The 16,625-nt window shown below is 65.5% G+C and carries 20 protein-coding genes; 9 read left to right on the top strand and 11 right to left on the bottom strand.

The features are described from left to right. Nucleotides 1-9: 9 nt before the first annotated feature. A complete protein-coding gene (locus tag J3S28_RS14845) occupies nt 10-399 on the bottom strand; it encodes an ATP-binding protein (RefSeq protein WP_207841522.1) in 390 nt (129 codons plus the stop codon). 176 nt (nt 400-575) lie between these two features. Beyond that, the gene (locus tag J3S28_RS14840) at nt 576-1,364 is read right to left on the bottom strand and encodes a SigB/SigF/SigG family RNA polymerase sigma factor (RefSeq protein WP_372436008.1); all 789 of its coding nucleotides are present in this window, start codon (nt 1,362-1,364) and stop codon (nt 576-578) included. 195 nt (nt 1,365-1,559) lie between these two features. Between J3S28_RS14840 and J3S28_RS14835 the strand changes: the two genes are divergently transcribed. After that, nucleotides 1,560-2,738 carry a zinc-dependent alcohol dehydrogenase gene (locus J3S28_RS14835; RefSeq protein WP_207841520.1) on the top strand — a complete coding sequence of 393 codons (1,179 nt, stop codon included), beginning with the start codon at nt 1,560-1,562 and terminating at the stop codon, nt 2,736-2,738. Nucleotides 2,739-2,768: 30 nt separating this feature from the next. Here the strand turns inward: J3S28_RS14835 and J3S28_RS14830 are convergent, their stop codons facing one another. Then, nucleotides 2,769-3,188, bottom strand: a complete 420-nt coding sequence (locus tag J3S28_RS14830) for a ChaB family protein (RefSeq protein ID WP_207841519.1) — start codon at nt 3,186-3,188, stop codon at nt 2,769-2,771. 127 nt (nt 3,189-3,315) lie between these two features. Between J3S28_RS14830 and J3S28_RS14825 the strand changes: the two genes are divergently transcribed. Together J3S28_RS14825 and J3S28_RS14820 are read left to right on the top strand one after the other, a co-directional pair. Continuing rightward, entirely contained in the window at nt 3,316-4,164 is an 849-nt protein-coding gene (locus J3S28_RS14825; protein ID WP_207841518.1) for an SDR family oxidoreductase, read from the top strand. A gap of 51 nt (nt 4,165-4,215) precedes the next feature. After that, a complete protein-coding gene (locus J3S28_RS14820; protein ID WP_207841517.1) occupies nt 4,216-4,857 on the top strand; it encodes an HhH-GDP family DNA glycosylase in 642 nt (213 codons plus the stop codon). Between the two features lie 23 nt (nt 4,858-4,880). Here J3S28_RS14820 and J3S28_RS14815 read toward each other — a convergent pair whose 3' ends face one another. Genes J3S28_RS14815 through J3S28_RS14800 form a run of 4 tightly spaced genes read right to left on the bottom strand, consistent with a single transcriptional unit; the run spans nt 4,881 to nt 8,010 of the window. Continuing rightward, the gene (locus J3S28_RS14815) at nt 4,881-5,387 is read right to left on the bottom strand and encodes a hypothetical protein (RefSeq protein WP_237341612.1); all 507 of its coding nucleotides are present in this window, start codon (nt 5,385-5,387) and stop codon (nt 4,881-4,883) included. Continuing rightward, on the bottom strand, nt 5,384-6,319 hold the full coding sequence (locus tag J3S28_RS14810; RefSeq protein WP_207841516.1) for a DMT family protein: 936 nt from the start codon (nt 6,317-6,319) through the stop codon (nt 5,384-5,386). Before J3S28_RS14810 ends, J3S28_RS14815 begins: the two co-directional genes overlap by 4 nt. Before the next feature lie 7 nt (nt 6,320-6,326). Then, nucleotides 6,327-7,583 carry a serine--tRNA ligase gene (gene serS, locus J3S28_RS14805; RefSeq protein WP_207841515.1) on the bottom strand — a complete coding sequence of 419 codons (1,257 nt, stop codon included), beginning with the start codon at nt 7,581-7,583 and terminating at the stop codon, nt 6,327-6,329. Nucleotides 7,584-7,593: 10 nt separating this feature from the next. After that, nucleotides 7,594-8,010 (bottom strand): ankyrin repeat domain-containing protein, encoded by a 417-nt coding sequence (locus J3S28_RS14800; protein ID WP_207841514.1) that lies wholly within the window; start codon nt 8,008-8,010, stop codon nt 7,594-7,596. Between the two features lie 84 nt (nt 8,011-8,094). On the opposite strand from J3S28_RS14800, the gene J3S28_RS14795 reads away from it, so the two are divergent. Then, nucleotides 8,095-9,192 (top strand): septum formation family protein, encoded by a 1,098-nt coding sequence (locus J3S28_RS14795; protein ID WP_237341611.1) that lies wholly within the window; start codon nt 8,095-8,097, stop codon nt 9,190-9,192. Nucleotides 9,193-9,195: 3 nt separating this feature from the next. Continuing rightward, nucleotides 9,196-9,546, top strand: a complete 351-nt coding sequence (locus tag J3S28_RS14790) for a metallopeptidase family protein (RefSeq protein ID WP_084892510.1) — start codon at nt 9,196-9,198, stop codon at nt 9,544-9,546. A gap of 14 nt (nt 9,547-9,560) precedes the next feature. Here J3S28_RS14790 and J3S28_RS14785 read toward each other — a convergent pair whose 3' ends face one another. Both J3S28_RS14785 and pheA read right to left on the bottom strand, forming a co-directional pair. Next, a complete protein-coding gene (locus J3S28_RS14785; RefSeq protein WP_207841512.1) occupies nt 9,561-10,223 on the bottom strand; it encodes a histidine phosphatase family protein in 663 nt (220 codons plus the stop codon). After that, nucleotides 10,220-11,140: a prephenate dehydratase gene (gene pheA, locus J3S28_RS14780; protein ID WP_207841511.1), complete on the bottom strand. Its 921-nt coding sequence runs from the start codon at nt 11,138-11,140 to the stop codon at nt 10,220-10,222. Before pheA ends, J3S28_RS14785 begins: the two co-directional genes overlap by 4 nt. Before the next feature lie 110 nt (nt 11,141-11,250). Here pheA and J3S28_RS14775 point away from each other — a divergent pair, with 110 nt between their 5' ends. From J3S28_RS14775 to J3S28_RS14765, 3 genes are read left to right on the top strand one after another with little or no spacing between them, the layout of a single operon-like run. Beyond that, nucleotides 11,251-12,015, top strand: coding sequence for a DUF2470 domain-containing protein (locus tag J3S28_RS14775; protein WP_207841510.1), 765 nt, complete (start codon nt 11,251-11,253; stop codon nt 12,013-12,015). A gap of 36 nt (nt 12,016-12,051) precedes the next feature. Then, complete coding sequence (locus J3S28_RS14770) at nt 12,052-12,858, top strand: CPBP family intramembrane glutamic endopeptidase (protein ID WP_207841509.1); 807 nt, start codon at nt 12,052-12,054, stop codon at nt 12,856-12,858. A gap of 30 nt (nt 12,859-12,888) precedes the next feature. Continuing rightward, nucleotides 12,889-14,235, top strand: a complete 1,347-nt coding sequence (locus J3S28_RS14765) for an LCP family protein (protein WP_237341610.1) — start codon at nt 12,889-12,891, stop codon at nt 14,233-14,235. 4 nt (nt 14,236-14,239) lie between these two features. Here the strand turns inward: J3S28_RS14765 and J3S28_RS14760 are convergent, their stop codons facing one another. Together J3S28_RS14760 and J3S28_RS14755 are read right to left on the bottom strand one after the other, a co-directional pair. Beyond that, the gene (locus J3S28_RS14760; RefSeq protein WP_207841508.1) at nt 14,240-14,950 is read right to left on the bottom strand and encodes a YoaK family protein; all 711 of its coding nucleotides are present in this window, start codon (nt 14,948-14,950) and stop codon (nt 14,240-14,242) included. Continuing rightward, nucleotides 14,947-15,837, bottom strand: a complete 891-nt coding sequence (locus J3S28_RS14755) for a dihydrodipicolinate synthase family protein (protein WP_207841507.1) — start codon at nt 15,835-15,837, stop codon at nt 14,947-14,949. The genes J3S28_RS14760 and J3S28_RS14755 overlap by 4 nt, the downstream gene beginning before the upstream one ends. 38 nt (nt 15,838-15,875) lie before the next feature. On the opposite strand from J3S28_RS14755, the gene J3S28_RS14750 reads away from it, so the two are divergent. Then, nucleotides 15,876-16,619: a GntR family transcriptional regulator gene (locus J3S28_RS14750; protein ID WP_207841506.1), complete on the top strand. Its 744-nt coding sequence runs from the start codon at nt 15,876-15,878 to the stop codon at nt 16,617-16,619. The last annotated feature ends 6 nt before the right edge of the window (nt 16,620-16,625 follow it).

The raw sequence follows: 16,625 nt of genomic DNA, 5'->3' as shown, positions 1-16,625 counted from the left end.
GTTCACTTCTCACTTCGACAGTTCGATGGCGACCGGTCGCCCGTTCTGCTGTGTCTCGCCCTCGTGCACCGCGACCGAAGAGGTCAGCGTTTGCAGGACGTGCCAGCCAAAACCCTGTTGCACCAACGTGTTGTCCGCCGGAAACCAGGACTGGATGATCGCGTGGAACTTCTGATCCGCCGCGGTCAAGGCAACCTTCAGCTCAGCGTCCGCAGATGCGCCTCCGATGACCGTCATCGCGGCCTCGTCCACCGCCAGTTTGATGTCGGCGACCTCGTCGAGGGAGAAGTCCGCGAGGACTGCGAGAGTCTCGGCGATGGCCCGGATCATCGGTACCTGCGACCTGTCGGCCGGGACACGAATGTTCACCGGTGCCTCTGCGGCCTCGTCGATATGCATCACACCACCCATCACCACTTCGGTCCCCCTTCAGCGGGCAGAATACCTTGCCGCATCCACCGCTCATCGGTCATGATCGACATACACTCGACCCTCTCGTCGTGCGGTCTTCGGACGTGTACCCCGCTGCCCCGAGCTCTAAGCACCGCACGCGGAGTCGCTCGAGCCCGGGTGCCTCATTGCAGAAATACATTGGCATCACCCGCCACATCGCTTCCCAACTCCTCCCGAAGCTTCGCAAGGGTGCTCGAGAGGATGCGAGAGACGTGCATCTGAGAGATGCCCATCTGCTTGGCGATCTCGGTCTGCGTCTGCGATCCGAAGAAGCGCAACACCAGGATTCGTCGCTCCCGCTCACCAAGCTTCGCCAACGCCGGCCTGATCGCCACGTAGCTCTCGACATGGTCGTACTCGGGATCCTCCGCGCCCAGCGTCTCGAGCAGCGGAGCGCCGATCTCGTCGTCGGCAGCGCCGGAGTCGGTCGACAGCGCCTGGTACGCACCACGGGCCAGCAAACCCTCGGTCACCTCGGCGACATCGAGATCCAGCTCCGCGGCGATCTCGCTGGCCGATGGTGAACGGCCCAGCCTCTGCGATAGATTCTCGGACGCATCGCTGATGGACTTGTGGAGTTCTTTCAGGCGACGCGGAACCCGAGTCGCCCAGGCGGCGTCCCTGAAGTGGCGCCGGACCTCACCCATGATCGTCGGGACGGCGAACGACACGAACTCGGAACCGTGCGCCGGATCGAACCGATCGACGGCATTGACGAGTCCTAGCCGAGCCACCTGGACGAGGTCGTCGTGATTCTCTCCGCGGCCACTGAAACGTCGTGCGATGTTCTCCGCCAGCGGCAGACACCTGGTGATGACCTGTTCGCGCAAGCGTTCGCTCTGCGTGCTGTCGGCCGGCAACTCCCGCAGGCGTCCGATCGTCGCGACCACATCGGAGTAGTCGTCAGACACCCGTGACCTGGGTTTGGCTCGCTCCAACACGGTCCTATCTGCGCGTAGTGAATGTGGCCTGCATGGGGTACCCCGATCTGGGTGTATCTCAAACACCAGCTTGCCACGGTCTCATGCACGTATGCGCAGATGGTTGTCACCGCGGGCCCGTGGGTATGTGGTCAGCAGCATTCACCCACGTGAAAGGGGCGCAACATGCGAGCAGTGACCTGGCAGGGAAAGCGTGACGTACGGGTCGAGACCGTACCCGATCCAAAGATCGAAAACCCGACCGATGCCATCATCGAGATCACCACCACCAACATCTGTGGTTCGGATCTACACCTCTACGAGGTCTTCGGCCCGTTCATGAGTCCTGGCGACATCCTCGGCCACGAGCCCATGGGCAGGGTCGTCGAGGTCGGCTCGGCCATCAAGAACCTGGCAGTCGGGGACCGGGTTGTCATCCCGTTCCAGATCGCCTGCGGCAGTTGTTATATGTGTGATCACGCGCTACCCACCCAGTGCGAGACCACCCAGGTCACCTCAGAGGGACGCGGCGCCGCCCTGTTCGGCTTCTCGCAGCTCTATGGTTCGGTACCCGGCGGGCAGGCCCAGTTCTTACGCGTCCCGCACGCCGACTTCACCCACATCAAAGTGCCCGAGGGACCGCCGGATTCACGCTTCGTCTACCTGTCGGATGTACTTCCCACCGCGTGGCAATCCGTGGAGTACGCCAACATCCCGGACGGCGGCTCGGTGACGGTCCTCGGCCTCGGTCCGATCGGCGACATGGCGGCACGGATCGCGGCGCACAAGGGTTACCACGTCACGGCAGTCGACCTGGTCCCGGAACGACTGGAGCGCGCCCGCGCTCGCGGGATCGACACCATCGACCTGTCCGAGAACGACGACATCGGTGCGATCATGCGCGACCGCACCGACGGCCGCGGGCCCGATTCGGTCATCGACGCAGTCGGCACCGAAGCGCACGGATCCACCGGCGCGAAGATCGTCCAGACCATGGCCGGACTGCTGCCGGACGCTGTCGCTCAGCCGGTCTTCAAATCTGCGGGCGTCGACCGCCTCAGCGCCGTGTACACCGCCCTCGACACGGTCCGTCGCGGCGGCACCGTATCCCTGATCGGGGTGTATGCAGGCGACATGGACCCGCTGCCGCTCGGTTCGATGTTCGACAGGCAGGTCACCCTCAAGATGGGGCAGGCGAATGTGAAGCGCTGGGCCGACGACATCATGCCGCTGCTGACCGATGCCGATCCGCTCGGCGTCGACAGCTTCGCGACCCACGAACTGTCGTTGGAAGAGGCTCCGCACGCCTACGAGATCTTTCAGAAGAAGCAGGACGGCGCCGTCAAGATTCTCTTGAACCCCTGAGGATCACCTGCCGTCGGGCCGCCCGTACCTTCACCGGTTGCGGGCGGTCTTCTTTCTATTCGCCTTCTTGATGGCGGACACCAGTTCCTTCTTCTTCATGTCCGACCGGCCTTTGACATCGAGGCGGCGGGCAATCTCGAGCAGGTGCTTCTTACTCGCATTGGCGTCGACACCCTCGGCGCTCTTACCCTTGGGGTGGGGACCACCGCTCTTCGCTCGATCGTCGGACGGGCCGCGCTTTTTCTTGGCCTCCCAGTGGTCACCGACTTTCTCGTAGCTGTGCTTCAGTGCGTCGAACGCCACCCGATGGGCGCGCTTGGTGTCGTTGTACTGGTCCATCGCCGAGTCGTAGGTCTTCGTGAAGGTGCGTTGGGCCTTCTTCTTCGACTTCAGCAGGGTGCTCGGCAGCTCGCTCTTCTTCGGTGCGCCTGACTTGCTGGTCTTGGGCATGGTGTTCCCTCCTGCTCGGTGACACATCAACCGCACTTGGGTACCCCGAATCCTCCGGTGGCAATCGGATGTTTCGTGGTCGGCTCGCCGCGGGTACCTGCGGTGACAACGACATGGAGGTATCCACATGGGCGAACACCGCGCGGAGAACATCGAGTATCCAGGCCGCACAGGCGATATGGCCGAGAAACCGAACGACGAGATGCGGTCGTACAAGGGGCGTGAGTTACTCGTCGGCAAGCGCGCCCTGATCACCGGTGGCGATTCGGGCATCGGCCGGGCGGTGGCTGTCGCGTTCGCCAAAGAAGGTGCGGATGTGGCGATCGCCTACCTCTCGGAATCCGATGATGCCGAGCACACCAAAAAGCTGGTGCAGGAGCAGGGACGTACCTGCTTCACCTACGAAGGCGATCTCGCAGATCCGGCACACTGTCTGGATGTCGTCGACCGGGCGGCGGCCGACCTGGGCGGTCTGGAGTTGCTGGTCAACAATGTTGCCTACCAACAACCGGTCGATGACTTCGCCGAGATCACCCCGGAGCAGTGGCGGCGCACGTTCAGTGTGAACATCGACAGTTTCTACTACGTCACCCATGCGGCGCTGAAGTACCTCGGACGCGGTGCGGCGATCATCAACACCGGTTCCATCAACGGACTCCGCGGGAACAAGTCATTGATCGACTACTCGGCCACGAAGGGCGCCGTCACCGCGTTGACCTACTCGCTGGCCCAGAACCTCCTCGATCGCGGGATCCGCGTCAACTGCGTTGCGCCGGGGCCGGTCTGGACGCCTCTGATTCCTGCCACCATGCCCGCGGACAAGGTCGAGGACTTCGGCGAGCAGGTGCCCTACGGCCGAGCGGCACAGCCCGACGAGATCGCCCCGTCGTTCGTGTTCTTCGCTTCCGACGTCATGTCGTCGTACTACAGCGGAGAAGTCCTCGCGCCCATCGGCGGTGAGACCCTACCCGGTTGAGTACACCGGGCACCGAACCCGCACTGCAGATCGTCGGCGAAAGGAAGTCCCGTGAGCACGAAGGAACAGAGATCGGTAGCCGCCGAACTCGACAAGCGGGCGGGGCAGACGTACGCCGAAGAGGCCGGTATCAGGTTGCAGGACACGCCGATACCGCTCTTCGAACTACTCGTGTTGACGATGTTGCTGAGCGCCAGGATCTCCGCAGAGATCGCGGTCAGCGCCGCGCGAGAACTCTTCGACGCAGGGTTGCGTAACCCGAAAGCCGTGATCGACGCCGACCGCTCGGCGATCATCGCAGCGCTCGGACGCGGACACTACGCCCGCTACGACGAGAGCACGGCGACCCGGCTCACGGAGGGCTCACACCTTTTGATCGACACGTACGACGGTGATCTGCGAAAACTCGCGTCGGCATGCAACGGCGACGTGACGAAAGCGCAGGAGCTCCTGCAAGAGTTCAGGGGCATCGGACCGGTGGGGGCCGACATCTTCCTGCGCGAGGTGCAGGACGTGTGGCCGTGGGTCGCGCCGTTCTACGACCCCAAGTCCCTTGGTGCGGCGCAGGACCTGAACCTCCCTGCGGACGCGGGAAAACTGGCCGACCTCGCGCCCTCGTCCAATGCGAAGTTCGCTGCCGCCCTTCTGCGTGCCTCGTTGGACGAGGACTTGCGGGCGTCCTTGACCGGCTGATCGATCAGTGTCGTCGAGAGGGATCAGGGGTTCTTCGCATCGGTGATCGCAGCTCTGATCGCTTCCGCGCACTCGGCGCCCGCCGGCTCGGGGCCGAGCCCGATGTAGAAGGTGCCGGGCTTTCCGTGATCACCAGGGAAACCGCCCAAGGTGAACCCGGCGTCTTCGACCGACGAGAAGGTCGTCTCGAGTGCACTTCCCACCCGGATCGTCGCGTGTTCGATCGGCAGCGAGAGAGCCGACGTACCACGTTTGGCTCCCGAGGTCACGATGATCACGTGTGTGGTGTGCAGCACCACGAGCACGTCGTGCTCCTTGTCACGGTCGGTGCGATTGGCCTTGTGCCCGAGCAGTTTTCCCAGTATCGACTGTGACGGCAGGTTAACGCTGTGCGTCAACCAGGCCGGCATCTCGTCGGAGAGCACCAACTGTCTGCTCTCGGCGTGCTCGGCCAGCGCCTGTGTCATGGGCATCGACAATTCCTTGAAGCGGACCATCCTGGTGGACCGGTCGTACAACGGCGTGTTCATGCTTTCTGCTTCTCCCCGCCTGCGGCAGCCCCGTCGGAACCGCCTGCTTCTGCCTGCGCACTGGCCTCGACCGCGCCCGACCACGCCACCGCGATCGCACCTGCAACCGCGAAGACGAAGCCGAGTACGGCCAGCCACGTGCGACCCGGCAACGCGTTGTCACCGAGCCAGATGATGCCGACCAAACCTGGCACCACCGTCTCTCCGACCACCAGGGCGGCGGTCGCGCCGTTCACCGAACCCAGTTGCAGCGCAACGGTATGGAGGTAGAACCCACCGATTCCCGAGACGACCAGCGCGTACGCGGCCGGGTCGGCGAGGATCTCGGCGATGTCGAAATCGGTGATCCCGTGCATGACCCGGACCGAGATCGCGACCGCGCCGAACATCGCGCCGGCGCACAGACCGGCCGCGATCGCGGCCCGGGAGCCCAGCCACTGGATGAGCCCGATCGACAGGGCCAGCAAACCCAGGGTGACCAGCAGCAGTGCCCAGTGGAACCATTCGGCGTCGTGACCGGTGCCTTCCGAATCTGCCGAGATCCCCAGCGCGAACAACGCGATCACCACCACTGCGATCGCGATCCAGTCGCGGCGGTGCAGGTTGATGCCCAGGACGAAGATCCCCAGGATCGCGGTGATGATGAGGTTCGCACTGACTATCGTCTGCGACAGGAAGAGCGGGATGAGCCGCGCCGAGACAGCACTCCCAGCGAATCCCACCACGTCGAGGATCGTGCCGATGATGAATGCGGCCGTCAGCGCCGCAGCGATCGTGGACTTCATCGTCGGCGCGCCGGTCTCGGTCTCGAAACCGGCCTCGCCGCGGTCGGCCGCGGCCTGTCGTGACTTCCGTGCGCCGTAGGCCTGCATCACTGACGAGACGCCGTACGCCACACACGCAAAGAGCGCGGCGAGGATACCGATGATCATGAGGGGATTATGTCGGTGTCAGAACATCTGTGCCGACGAACGGCACCAACGCCGCCGGAACCCGGACACTGCCGTCGGGCTGCTGATGGTTCTCCAGGATGGCCACAATCCACCGCGTGGTGGCCAGCGTGCCGTTGAGAGTGGCCGCGACCTGTGGCTTTCCGTTCTCACCCCGGTACCGGACCTGCAGACGGCGAGCCTGGTAAGTGGTGCAGTTCGACGTGGACGTCAGCTCCCGGTAGGTGTTCTGGGTGGGAACCCAGGCCTCGCAGTCGAACTTGCGCGCGGCCGACGAGCCGAGATCGCCTCCGGCGACATCGATCACGCGGTAGGGCACGTCGATCGCGGCCAGCATCTCTTTCTGCCAGCCGAGCAATTTGTCGTGTTCGGCCTCGGCGTCTTCCGGGCGGCAGTAGATGAACCCCTCGACCTTGTCGAACTGGTGGACCCGGATGATCCCCCGGGTGTCCTTGCCATAGCTACCGGCTTCTCGACGGAAGCAGCTCGACCAGCCCGCGTAACGTTTGGGGCCCGCAGACAGGTCCAGGATCTCGTTCATGTGGTAGCCGGCCATCGGCACCTCGGACGTCCCCACGAGGAACAGGTCGTCGTCCGGCAGGTGATAGACCTCTGCCGCATGCGCACCCAGAAATCCGGTGCCCTCCATCACTTCTCGCCGCACCAGCACCGGCGGGATCATCACCGTGAATCCGTTGGCGGTGGCTTTCTGCGCCGCGAGCTGAAGGAGCCCGAGTTGCAGCATGGCTCCGGCTCCGGTGAGGAAGTAGAACCGCGAACCCGACACCTTTGCGCCGCGCTCCATGTCGAGCAGTCCCAGGCTCTCGCCGAGCTCGAGATGATCCTTCGGATTCTCGATGACGGTCGGTTCGCCGATCGTCTCGAGCAGGTTGAAGTCCTGCTCGCCGCCGGCGGGCGCCTGCGGCGCGACGATGTTGTTGATGGCCCGGTGCGCGGCGTTCATCTGCTCGTCGGCTGCCGACTCGCGTGCGTTCGCGGCCTTGACCTGCTCGGAGAACTCCTTGCCCTTCGCCAGCAGCGCCTGCTTCTCGTCTGCGGGGGCCTTTCCGATCAGTTTCCCGAGATCCTTCTGCTGGGACCTCAACTGATCGGCCTCGACGATTGCGGCACGCCGCGCGGCGTCTGCTTCGAGCAGCACATCCACCAACGCGGGGTCTTCACCGCGGGTCCGCTGGGACGCGCGGACCAGATCAGGGTTATCGCGCAAAATCTTCAGGTCGATCACGAAAGAAACCCTACTTGTCGAGCAAACCCAGGTAGTCCTCGCGCCCGAACATCGACGCCGCATCACGCGCCGTCGGGTGGCCGGCGTCGGGATCCGCGCCCCCCGCGACAAGCGCTGCCACCACCTCGTCGTGCGACTTGAACACCGCACCGGCGAGTGGGGTCTGTTCTTTGTCGTTGGGCCGGTTGACGTCCGCACCGAGCTCGATCAGCCCCGACACCACCTGCGCGTGACCGTGATAGGCCGACAGCATCAAGATGGTGTCGCCCGCCTGGTTGGTCAGGTTCACCGGCACACCGGCCTTCACGTAGTCGATGAGCGCCGCGTCCCCCGCGCGGGCCATCTCGAACATCCGGCCCGCGAGCTCTGCCACGTCCTCGCTGGGGGACTCGTTTCCTGGTGCCTCGCCTGTGCCGTCGACTGCCATGCGTCAGACGATAATGCCGAGCGCCGACCGACACTAGGGCCCATTTCGCCGCCGGGGAGCGCCGCCAGGGCATTATGGATGCCGATGGTTGACAGTGGAGGACAGCGACAACGCCTGGCCCTGGCGGCAGCGCGGCATCCGGTGCGTGTGCTGCTCGCCGCCGTGCTGGCAGGCGCGGTGATCTGCGCCGGCGTGGTCGCACTGATAGGCGGGTTCAACGACGCCGGCACGGTCAAAGGAGACGAGATCGGCGACGCCAAGGCGTCGACGAAATCCACGCCTTTCACAGAGTCCACGGCGGGCGACTGCCTGACCTGGCCCGAAGAACTCCCGACGAGTCAGTCGCTGGTCGATTGCACCCAGGAGCACATGTTCGAGGTCGCCGGCGCCGTCGACACCGCCGCTTACCCGGGTATCCAGTTCGGCGAGGACGCCCCATGGCCGGGCCCGGAGCAGTTCACCACCATCCGCGACGAACACTGCCCCACGGTGGTCAACACCTACCTCGGCGGCAAGCTCGACCCGGCGGGACGCTTCTCGATCGGGCTGATGTACCCGCCCGCCGAACAGTGGGCGGAGGGCGAACGCACCCTGCGATGCGGTCTGCAGCTGTCGGGCACCACCGGCACGCTGAAGCCGTTCCTCGGTCACGTCCGCGACCAGGATCAGTCTCAGCAGTGGCCGTCGGGGACCTGTATCGGGATCGATCTGGAGACTCGCAAGCCGACCGATCCCGTCGATTGCACCGAACCCCATTCGTTCCAGGTGACCGCAGTGATCGACCTCGGCCTCAAATACGGACCGGCCGGTTCACCCTGGCCGAACGTCGACGAGCAGAACACCTACCTGCAGTCGACCTGCCCCGGGGTCACCGATCAATTCCTCGGCGGCAACGACAAACTCGACCAGACCACGCTCAACCTGCAGTGGTCCACCCTGACCGAGACCAGCTGGTTGGCCGGTAGCCGAAAAGTCGTGTGTTACATCGGCCTACCCGATCAGGGCGGATTCGCCACGCTCGTCGGAGATGCAAAGGGCAACCTGCTGATCAACGGAGCGGTGCCCACCCCACCACCGGCCGAGCCGCCGGGCCGACTCAATCCGACCCCGGTTCCGCTGCCTCCCGGCGTCGAGGCCAACCCTGTGGAGACGCCGGCACCCGCCGGTGGCGGCGGAGGCTGAGCGATGCCGGTTGTCATGTCGGACAAAGCGTTCGACGAGCTGGTCTCCGACGCGCTCGACACCATCCCCGAAGAACTCGCCGCGGCGATGAACAACGTCGTGATCCTGGTGGAACCGCACAACGAGGAAGAGCCCGATCTGCTCGGGCTCTACTTCGGCATCGCTCTCACCGAACGCGACAGCCACTACGGCGGCACGTTGCCCGACACCATCACGATCTATCGCGAGCCGATTCTCGACATGTGCGACGACGACGAACAGGTGGTCTCAGAGGTGGCGATCACCGTGGTGCACGAGATCGCGCACCATTTCGGCATCTCCGACGACTGGCTGCACGCCAACGGCTGGGGCTGAACCTCGACGACCCGCTAACCCATCGGGTCGGGGGCCAACTCCGGTTCGTCGTCGGTGTGGAATGGGGGCAGTTCCTGGCCCCAGCGCTCGCAGGTCCAGCCGTCAGGCGTGCGGGTGAGCTCGATGGACCCGGTGTTCTTCAGGTGATGCGCCAGCGCGAACTCGGCAGGCATGCCGACCAGATGCGCCGCGATGAGCCTGATCGCGGCGCCGTGACTCACGAGGTGCACCTCACGAGAGTCCGGCCCGGACAGATACTCTTCCGCGATCGCGTCTATCACCGGTAGGTAGCGGGCGTAGACGTCGTCGAGCGACTCGCCGCCCGGGATCCGCGTCGCGGTGTCGCCGGAGAACCAGCTGCGGACCGTGGCCCCGAACACCTTGTGCGCATCCTCGGAGGTCTGGTCCTCCAGATCGCCCACCTGCACCTCGAACAGTCCGTCGCGGACTTCGTTCGTGACGCCCCACACCGATCCGATCAATTCGGCGGTCTGCTGGGCACGCCGGGCCTCCGACGAGATCAGGATCGGCGCCCCGGCATCGGCACGCTCGAGGGCGTAACGGGCGGCCTGGCGGGCGCCGAAGTCGGTGAGTCCGGCCCCCGGTAACGCCGTGTCCAGACGTTGCAACACGTTCGACGTGGTCTCACCATGTCGGACCAGGTGCAGCGTGCTCATCGGTCCTTCCCCAGCCTGATCGATTCGAGCCATCTGTCGGATTCGTCGTGACGGGGCGGCGGTGTCCCGTTCGATCGGGCCGACGGCCATGACCCCAGGAAGTGCATCGCGGTGGCGCGGCGGTGCAGCGCACCGAGCGCCTCCGCGATGGGCGGATCGTCCAGGTGCCCGACGACGTCGAGGTTGAAGAAGAACCCGCCGGTACGTCGGGGCCGGGATTCGATTCTCGTCAGATCGATGTTGCGCGAGGCGAATTCGTACATCGCCGACATCAACGACCCCGGAACGTTCGGGAGGTCGAGCGTGACCGACGTGCGGTCCTGGCCCGTACGGGGTGGCACCGGTCCCGGTCTCCCGACCAGTACGAAACGGGTGTTGGCGTCGGGTGAATCGGCGAGTCCCGTTGCCAGCTCGAGCAGGTGGTTCAAACGGGCCGCCAGCGCCGTGGTGAGGGCAGCATCGGCCCGGCCGGCCGCGACATCCTGAGCGGCCGCAGCATTGGAGGCGCTGGTCACCACTTGCGCGGCCGGGAAGCGCTGTTCGAGCGTCTCACGGACCTGCGCCGACGCCACCGGGTACGCCGCGATGGTCCGGATGTCTGCCGCGTCGATCTGTTCGCGGGCAGCGAGGGTGAACGCGATGTCCAGCACGGTCTCGGCGAAGATCTGTACTCGCGACCCCTTGATCAGGGCGTCCAGAGTCGCAGATACCGACCCTTCGATGGAGCTCTCGATCGGTACGCAGCCGAAGTCGGCGCGCCCCTCGCGAACAAGGGTGACGGTTCCGGCGGGACTGCCGGCACTGATCCGCTCGGCGGGGCCCTGGTCGGTGAGCCACGCATTCTGCGCGAGCAATTGGTCGAGCGCCATCTCGGTGAACGTCCCGGATGGTCCGAAGAAGGCGATGGCAGGCACCATCCGAGATTACGGCAGAGGTCTGGAGTCGACTCCAGGGTTGCCAACCCACCGCCCGCGGGTTTAGGTTAGGGTTACCTACACCGGCTCACCTACACCCCGCGAGGACCGAGATGCAGAAAACCGCGATCGATCGACCGTCCGACGCCGAGTCGGTTCGTACCGCCTGCATGCGGGTGACCGATGCGATGCTCGCCATCGAAGGCAGCGAACCCTCACCGGTCACGATGGTGCATCTGTATGACTCGCAGGCGTTTGTTCTCGTGCCCACCGACAGCGCGGCCAGCGCGCTGGCGTGGCAGGCCGGGTCGAGCGGGTTGCCCGCGATGGTCGAGGTCACCGATGTGGCGCCCATCGACCTGCGTGAGCAGGTCCGCTCCCTGATCTGGCTCAACGGCACCCTGCACTCGGTCCCGTCGGACCTCGAGCGCGACCTCGCCTGCGAGATCGCCACAGACCACCCCTGCCCCGGCCTGCTCGACATCGGCCACGGCCACTCACTGCTCCGACTCGGCCTGACGTCAGCGGTCCTCGCGAACAGCGGTGGCGCCGCCTCGGTCAGTTCGGACGAACTCGCGCAGGCCGTGCCCGATCCCTTCTGGGAGTTCGAGGCCGACTGGGTCGCGCACATGGATTCCGATCACGAAGACCTGATCACCGCACTCAGCAACCGACTCCCCACCGAACTCCGTGACGGCCGGGTCCGGCCGCTGGGCATCGATCGTTTCGGTATCCGGTTCCGCATCGAAGGTGCGGAAGGCGACTCCGACGTGCGGCTGCCGTTCCCGCGCCCGGTCGGCGACGTCATGGAGCTGTCCAAGGCGCTGCGCACGCTGGCCGGCTGCCCGTTTCTCAACAGCCTCCCCGGCCACAGCTGAGAACGCCTCACACACTCCGTCAGTAATCTCTACCGGGTGAACCTGCGCCCCTGGTTACAGCCGACTCGTCCGGCGCAGATCGAGGTCGTCACCGATCCCACTGCGCGCCGCGGTATCGGCATCGAGATCGCGATCGTCCTGACCCTGACGTTCGGCCTCTCGGCCGCGTCCTCGCTGCTCTCGATCATCGAGGACCTGCTGTCCACGGAAGGTCTCGGCGGCGCCAGCGTCGCACTGAACTCCAGCTCGTCCGACCTCGGTCTCATCGACTTCTTCCGGCAGCTGCTCTCTGCCACGAAACTCTTCGCCGTCGCGGCATTGGGGATCTACCTGATCTGGCGCGCCGGGGTTCCCCTGGCCCGCATCGGTTTCCCAAAGCTCAAAGCCAGGTTCGACGTGGGCCTGGGTGCCGGTCTCGCCGCGCTGATCGGCATCCCCGGACTGGGCTTCTATCTGGTGGCCCGAGCCCTCGACCTCAACGTCCAGGTGTTGCCGTCGAACCTCGACGAAACTTTTTGGCGCCTTCCCATGCTCGTGTTCTCTGCGATCGCCAACTCCGCGGCCGAGGAGTTCGTGGTGGTCGCCTACCTCATCACCCGATTGCGGCAGCTCGGGTGGAACGAGAATCGCAGCGTGCTGTTCTCGGCGGTGCTGCGCGGCAGCTACCACCTGTATCAGGGGTTCGGCGCGGCCCTCGGCAACATCGTCATGGGCCTGGTCTACGGCAGGGTGTTCCAGCGCACCGATCGGATATGGCCGCTGGTCATCGGACACGCCCTCATCGACACCGTCGCCTTCGTCGGCTTCGCGCTCCTGAGGGACCATCTCAGCTGGCTTCGCTAAAGTCTGTGCAATGACAGCTGGCCAGATGCGATGAGCGACCGGGAAGAGCCGTTCATCCGCCGGCCCCGCCAGGGACCGCCCCAGCAGGGGCCGCCCCAGCAGGGACCGCCGCGACACGGTCGTCCACCCCAGCCGAACCCGCAGCAGCGTCCGCGGCCCAATCCGAACCCACGGGGCGCTCCTCCCGTTCCCCCGCCCATGACCCGCAAGGGCCCACCCCCGGCTCCACCCGGCTACCAGTCCCCGCGGGCCTGGTCACAGTCCGAGGCTCCGGAGACCCGCACCGGCCGACCGCCGGGGCAGCCGCCGCGGCAGAGTCCGCCACCGCCGATCGTCGCCTACAACCGGCCGCGCCCACCCGAACCACCGCGGGATCGGCCACCGCGACCGGCAGATCGTTTTGCGCCGCCGCCGCCGTCCCGAACGCGCCGCAAGCGTCGTATCCCGATCCTGCGCACGATTCTCATCCTGCTGCTGGTGATGGTGCTGGGCACCGTCGGCCTGCTCGCGTACTTCGACACCAAACTGAACCGGGTCGACGCGCTGTCCAACTACGAGGGCAGGGTCGCAGGCACGGCCGGGACGAACTGGCTCCTCGTCGGTTCCGATTCACGGGCCGACCTCAGCGAGGAAGAACGAGCAGCGCTGGCCACCGGTGACAGCGAGGGGTCCCGGACCGACACCATCATGCTGGTTCATTTCGGGTCGGGCGGCAAGCCGATGATCATCTCGATCCCCCGCGATCTCTTCGTCGACATCCCCGGCAACGGCGCGCACAAGATCAACGCCGCCTTCAGCATCGGCGGCCCGGAGCTGTTGGTGCAGACGATCGAGACGAACACCGGGGTGCACATCGATCACTATGCCGAGATCGGCTTCGGCGGTTTCGACAAACTCGTCGACGCCGTCGGCGGCATCGAGATGTGCCTCGACGCACCCATCAACGACCCCCTCGCCGGCATCGACCTGCAGGCCGGATGCCAAACACTCAACGGCAAGGAGGCCCTTGGCTTCGTCAGGACCCGGGCCTTCGCAAATGCCGACCTCGATCGCGTGGTGAATCAGCGCAAGTTCATGGCCGCGCTCATGCAAAAGGCCACCAGCTTCTCCACCATCCTGAACCCTTTTCGCTTCTGGCCGTTGGTCAGTGGCACTGTGGGGTCGCTCACTGTCGACAACGGCGACCACATCTGGCACCTCGCCAGACTCGCGTGGGCGCTGCGCAGCGATCCCGTCACCGTCACCACCCCCAACGGAGGACCGGTCTTCACCGACGACGGAGACTCACTTGCGTGGGGAGACAACACAACTCAGTTCTTCAAAGCCATTGCCGACGGCGACGAGGTACCGCCGGAGCTCATTCAGACCGGCGGTTGACCGGCTACGCCTCGGTCGCTGCGGTCCGCACGTACCGGTGGCCGGCGAAAGTCACGACCAGTGACAGCACCGCGGCAAGGGTCAACGCCACGGCAACCCCTGCGGCTGCGAGGATCAGCGCACCGATCACAGCGCCGAGAAAGATCAGGGCGATCGCTCCGAGTCTCCGATTCCACAACGCCTCTCGTCCACCACGGATCCAGGTCTCGGCGGCCAGCGAAGTCAGCGTCGAGGTGACCACCACCGTGGTCATGTCGGCGATCGCAACCTTTCGTGCGACGCAGGCCTGCACGCCCATCGCGGCGGCGGTGGCCGCCGCAACCGCGATCTGTGCGCCGAGATCGTCCTTCACATCCGTCAGCGTGGCGGCGAGGGCTGCGCCGACCAGAATGACCGACCCCGCGGCAAGACACCCCGTCACCGCGGTCGTCCACCCTTTGACTTTGCTGCGCAACACCATTCCCGCTATTAAGGCCCCCGCGACAAAGGTCCCCAGTGCGACCGCCGGCCCGAGGACCGGCAGTTCGTCAGCACCCGCAACACCCATTCCGAGGATGACGATGTTACCGGTCATGTTCCCCACGAAGACCCGATCCAACCCGAGGAAGCCGACTGCATCGACCACTCCGGTGACGAAGGTCAACGCGAGCATCAGAACCAGACCCCGTGTTTCCACACGCCGGCCGAGGGCAGTTTCGTCGGTCGGCTTCGTCATGCTGCCTCGAATCCCAGGCGGTCACTGTGTGCGATGAGGTGCGGCGCGTAGGGCACGGCCGGCGGTCTGACAGCGGAACTGTAGATCACACCCTGTCTACGCCAGTGTTCTTTCCGGATGCCGATGCTGGTCCCGGCCTGGGTCTCGAACGCGATCAGCGCAGAGACCGCGGCGATGATCTCCTGCGCACGGTCCGGATTCCCGGACCTCAACCAGCGCATGGCCTCGACTATCGCCTCCGGACGGGAGATCCCGGCGGCAGCCCACTGGGCACCGGCCAGGTCATCATCGACGAGTCCGATGCCTCCATTGCCTGCCATGAGCGTCACCGGTGTCTCACGGCGGAGCCGTCGGATCCTCGAGAAAGTCGGCGCTGCTTCGCATTTCACTGCCCACACCAGATGCTCCAGACCTTCCAGGGCGCAGAGCAGATCATCGATACCGATGGTGACCCCGGTTGCCGATGGCAAGTCCTGAATCAGCACGGGAAGCCCGCTGCTGTCGTGGGCCCCGATGATCGATCGGCGGAGCGCCGCCGGGTGCGGTGAGGAAACAGGAATCATCACCGCGGTCAGCGAGCCCGCGAACTCGTCTGCGAGCGAATTGATCTCCGCGAGGGCAACCTGCTCATCGACTGCCATGACCGTCGCCACGACGGGCGCGTCTCCCGACGCGTCGAGGACCGCCTCGAGAACTGAGACCTTCTCCTCGTAGGACAGCGACGCCGGTTCGCCGATCACACCCAGCGCTATCGTGCCCGTGCAGCCCCTGGCGAGCATCTCCCTAGTCAGTGCCTGCAGCGAGCGCTGACATACTTCGCTCCCGTCTTCGGTGAACGGTGTCGGGACCATCCCCCACACGGCGGCGGCGTTCTCAGTAGTATTCATCTGGATCCAATCTTTGTCAGTACCGTGGGAGGAACTCGATGGCAGACAGCCCCGATGGGCGCCGCGCCGGCGGTACGGGCGGTAACAACCCGGTCGGGACCACATCGCCGCTGGTGCAGCAGCTCGCCGACACCATTGCGGAGCGGATCAGCCGCGGTGATTACAACTTCGGCACGTGGATCCGACAGGAGACGCTCGCCAAAGAACTCGGCGTCAGCAGAATGCCCATCCGCGAGGCCCTCGGTCAACTGCAGGCGCTCGGGATCGTCGAGATGGTACCGAACCGCGGCGCGCGTCCGCGGCAGCCATCGCTGCGAGAGCTGACAGAGGTCTTCGAGGTGCGGGCCCTGCTCGAAGGTCACGCGGCGCACGAGGCCGCCCGCCTGATCACCCATGCGCAGATGCAGGTGCTCTACGCGGCGGTCGAGGATTTCCGGGGGATCGTCGCGGACGCGCTCACCGGGGACCTCGACACCGCCGAACTGCGGCGACGGTGGGTACAAGCCAATTCGACGTTCCACGACACCATTCTCGAGGCAGGCGGCAACACCCAGCTGCGAGCCACCGTCTCCTCGCTCCACCACCGGATCCCACGGAACCTCACGTGGACGGCCCTCGACGCCGATCCCCGCCTGCTCGCCGAGAACGCCGACGCGCACGAGGCCATCGCCAAGGCCATCGACAGCCGGGACGGCGACACTGCGCGGGCCGAGATGATCGAGCATTCCCGCCGGGCACGGGAGTTGATCACCAGCCGATCGCAGGACTCGTTCGCGCCCTGACCGCCG

This window comes from Williamsia soli, from assembly GCF_017377795.1.
Lineage (GTDB): Bacteria > Actinomycetota > Actinomycetes > Mycobacteriales > Mycobacteriaceae > Williamsia > Williamsia soli.
The sequence above is the reverse complement of the archived record's forward strand: the minus strand, read 5'-3'. Positions and strand labels throughout refer to the sequence as shown.

What these genes read in the sequence shown, in the direction of transcription:
- J3S28_RS14845 (WP_207841522.1), bottom strand. Translation starts at nt 399, where the DNA reads ATGCATATCGACGAGGCCGCAGAGGCACCGGTGAACATTCGTGTCCCG.
- J3S28_RS14815 (WP_237341612.1), bottom strand. Translation starts at nt 5,387, where the DNA reads ATGAACACGCCGTTGTACGACCGGTCCACCAGGATGGTCCGCTTCAAG.
- J3S28_RS14835 (WP_207841520.1), top strand. Translation starts at nt 1,560, where the DNA reads ATGCGAGCAGTGACCTGGCAGGGAAAGCGTGACGTACGGGTCGAGACC.
- J3S28_RS14825 (WP_207841518.1), top strand. Translation starts at nt 3,316, where the DNA reads ATGGGCGAACACCGCGCGGAGAACATCGAGTATCCAGGCCGCACAGGC.
- J3S28_RS14775 (WP_207841510.1), top strand. Translation starts at nt 11,251, where the DNA reads ATGCAGAAAACCGCGATCGATCGACCGTCCGACGCCGAGTCGGTTCGT.
- J3S28_RS14755 (WP_207841507.1), bottom strand. Translation starts at nt 15,837, where the DNA reads ATGAATACTACTGAGAACGCCGCCGCCGTGTGGGGGATGGTCCCGACA.
- J3S28_RS14810 (WP_207841516.1), bottom strand. Translation starts at nt 6,319, where the DNA reads ATGATCATCGGTATCCTCGCCGCGCTCTTTGCGTGTGTGGCGTACGGC.
- J3S28_RS14750 (WP_207841506.1), top strand. Translation starts at nt 15,876, where the DNA reads ATGGCAGACAGCCCCGATGGGCGCCGCGCCGGCGGTACGGGCGGTAAC.
- pheA (WP_207841511.1), bottom strand. Translation starts at nt 11,140, where the DNA reads ATGGTGCCTGCCATCGCCTTCTTCGGACCATCCGGGACGTTCACCGAG.
- J3S28_RS14790 (WP_084892510.1), top strand. Translation starts at nt 9,196, where the DNA reads ATGCCGGTTGTCATGTCGGACAAAGCGTTCGACGAGCTGGTCTCCGAC.
- J3S28_RS14765 (WP_237341610.1), top strand. Translation starts at nt 12,889, where the DNA reads ATGAGCGACCGGGAAGAGCCGTTCATCCGCCGGCCCCGCCAGGGACCG.
- J3S28_RS14785 (WP_207841512.1), bottom strand. Translation starts at nt 10,223, where the DNA reads ATGAGCACGCTGCACCTGGTCCGACATGGTGAGACCACGTCGAACGTG.
- J3S28_RS14830 (WP_207841519.1), bottom strand. Translation starts at nt 3,188, where the DNA reads ATGCCCAAGACCAGCAAGTCAGGCGCACCGAAGAAGAGCGAGCTGCCG.
- J3S28_RS14795 (WP_237341611.1), top strand. Translation starts at nt 8,095, where the DNA reads ATGGTTGACAGTGGAGGACAGCGACAACGCCTGGCCCTGGCGGCAGCG.
- J3S28_RS14800 (WP_207841514.1), bottom strand. Translation starts at nt 8,010, where the DNA reads ATGGCAGTCGACGGCACAGGCGAGGCACCAGGAAACGAGTCCCCCAGC.
- J3S28_RS14760 (WP_207841508.1), bottom strand. Translation starts at nt 14,950, where the DNA reads ATGACGAAGCCGACCGACGAAACTGCCCTCGGCCGGCGTGTGGAAACA.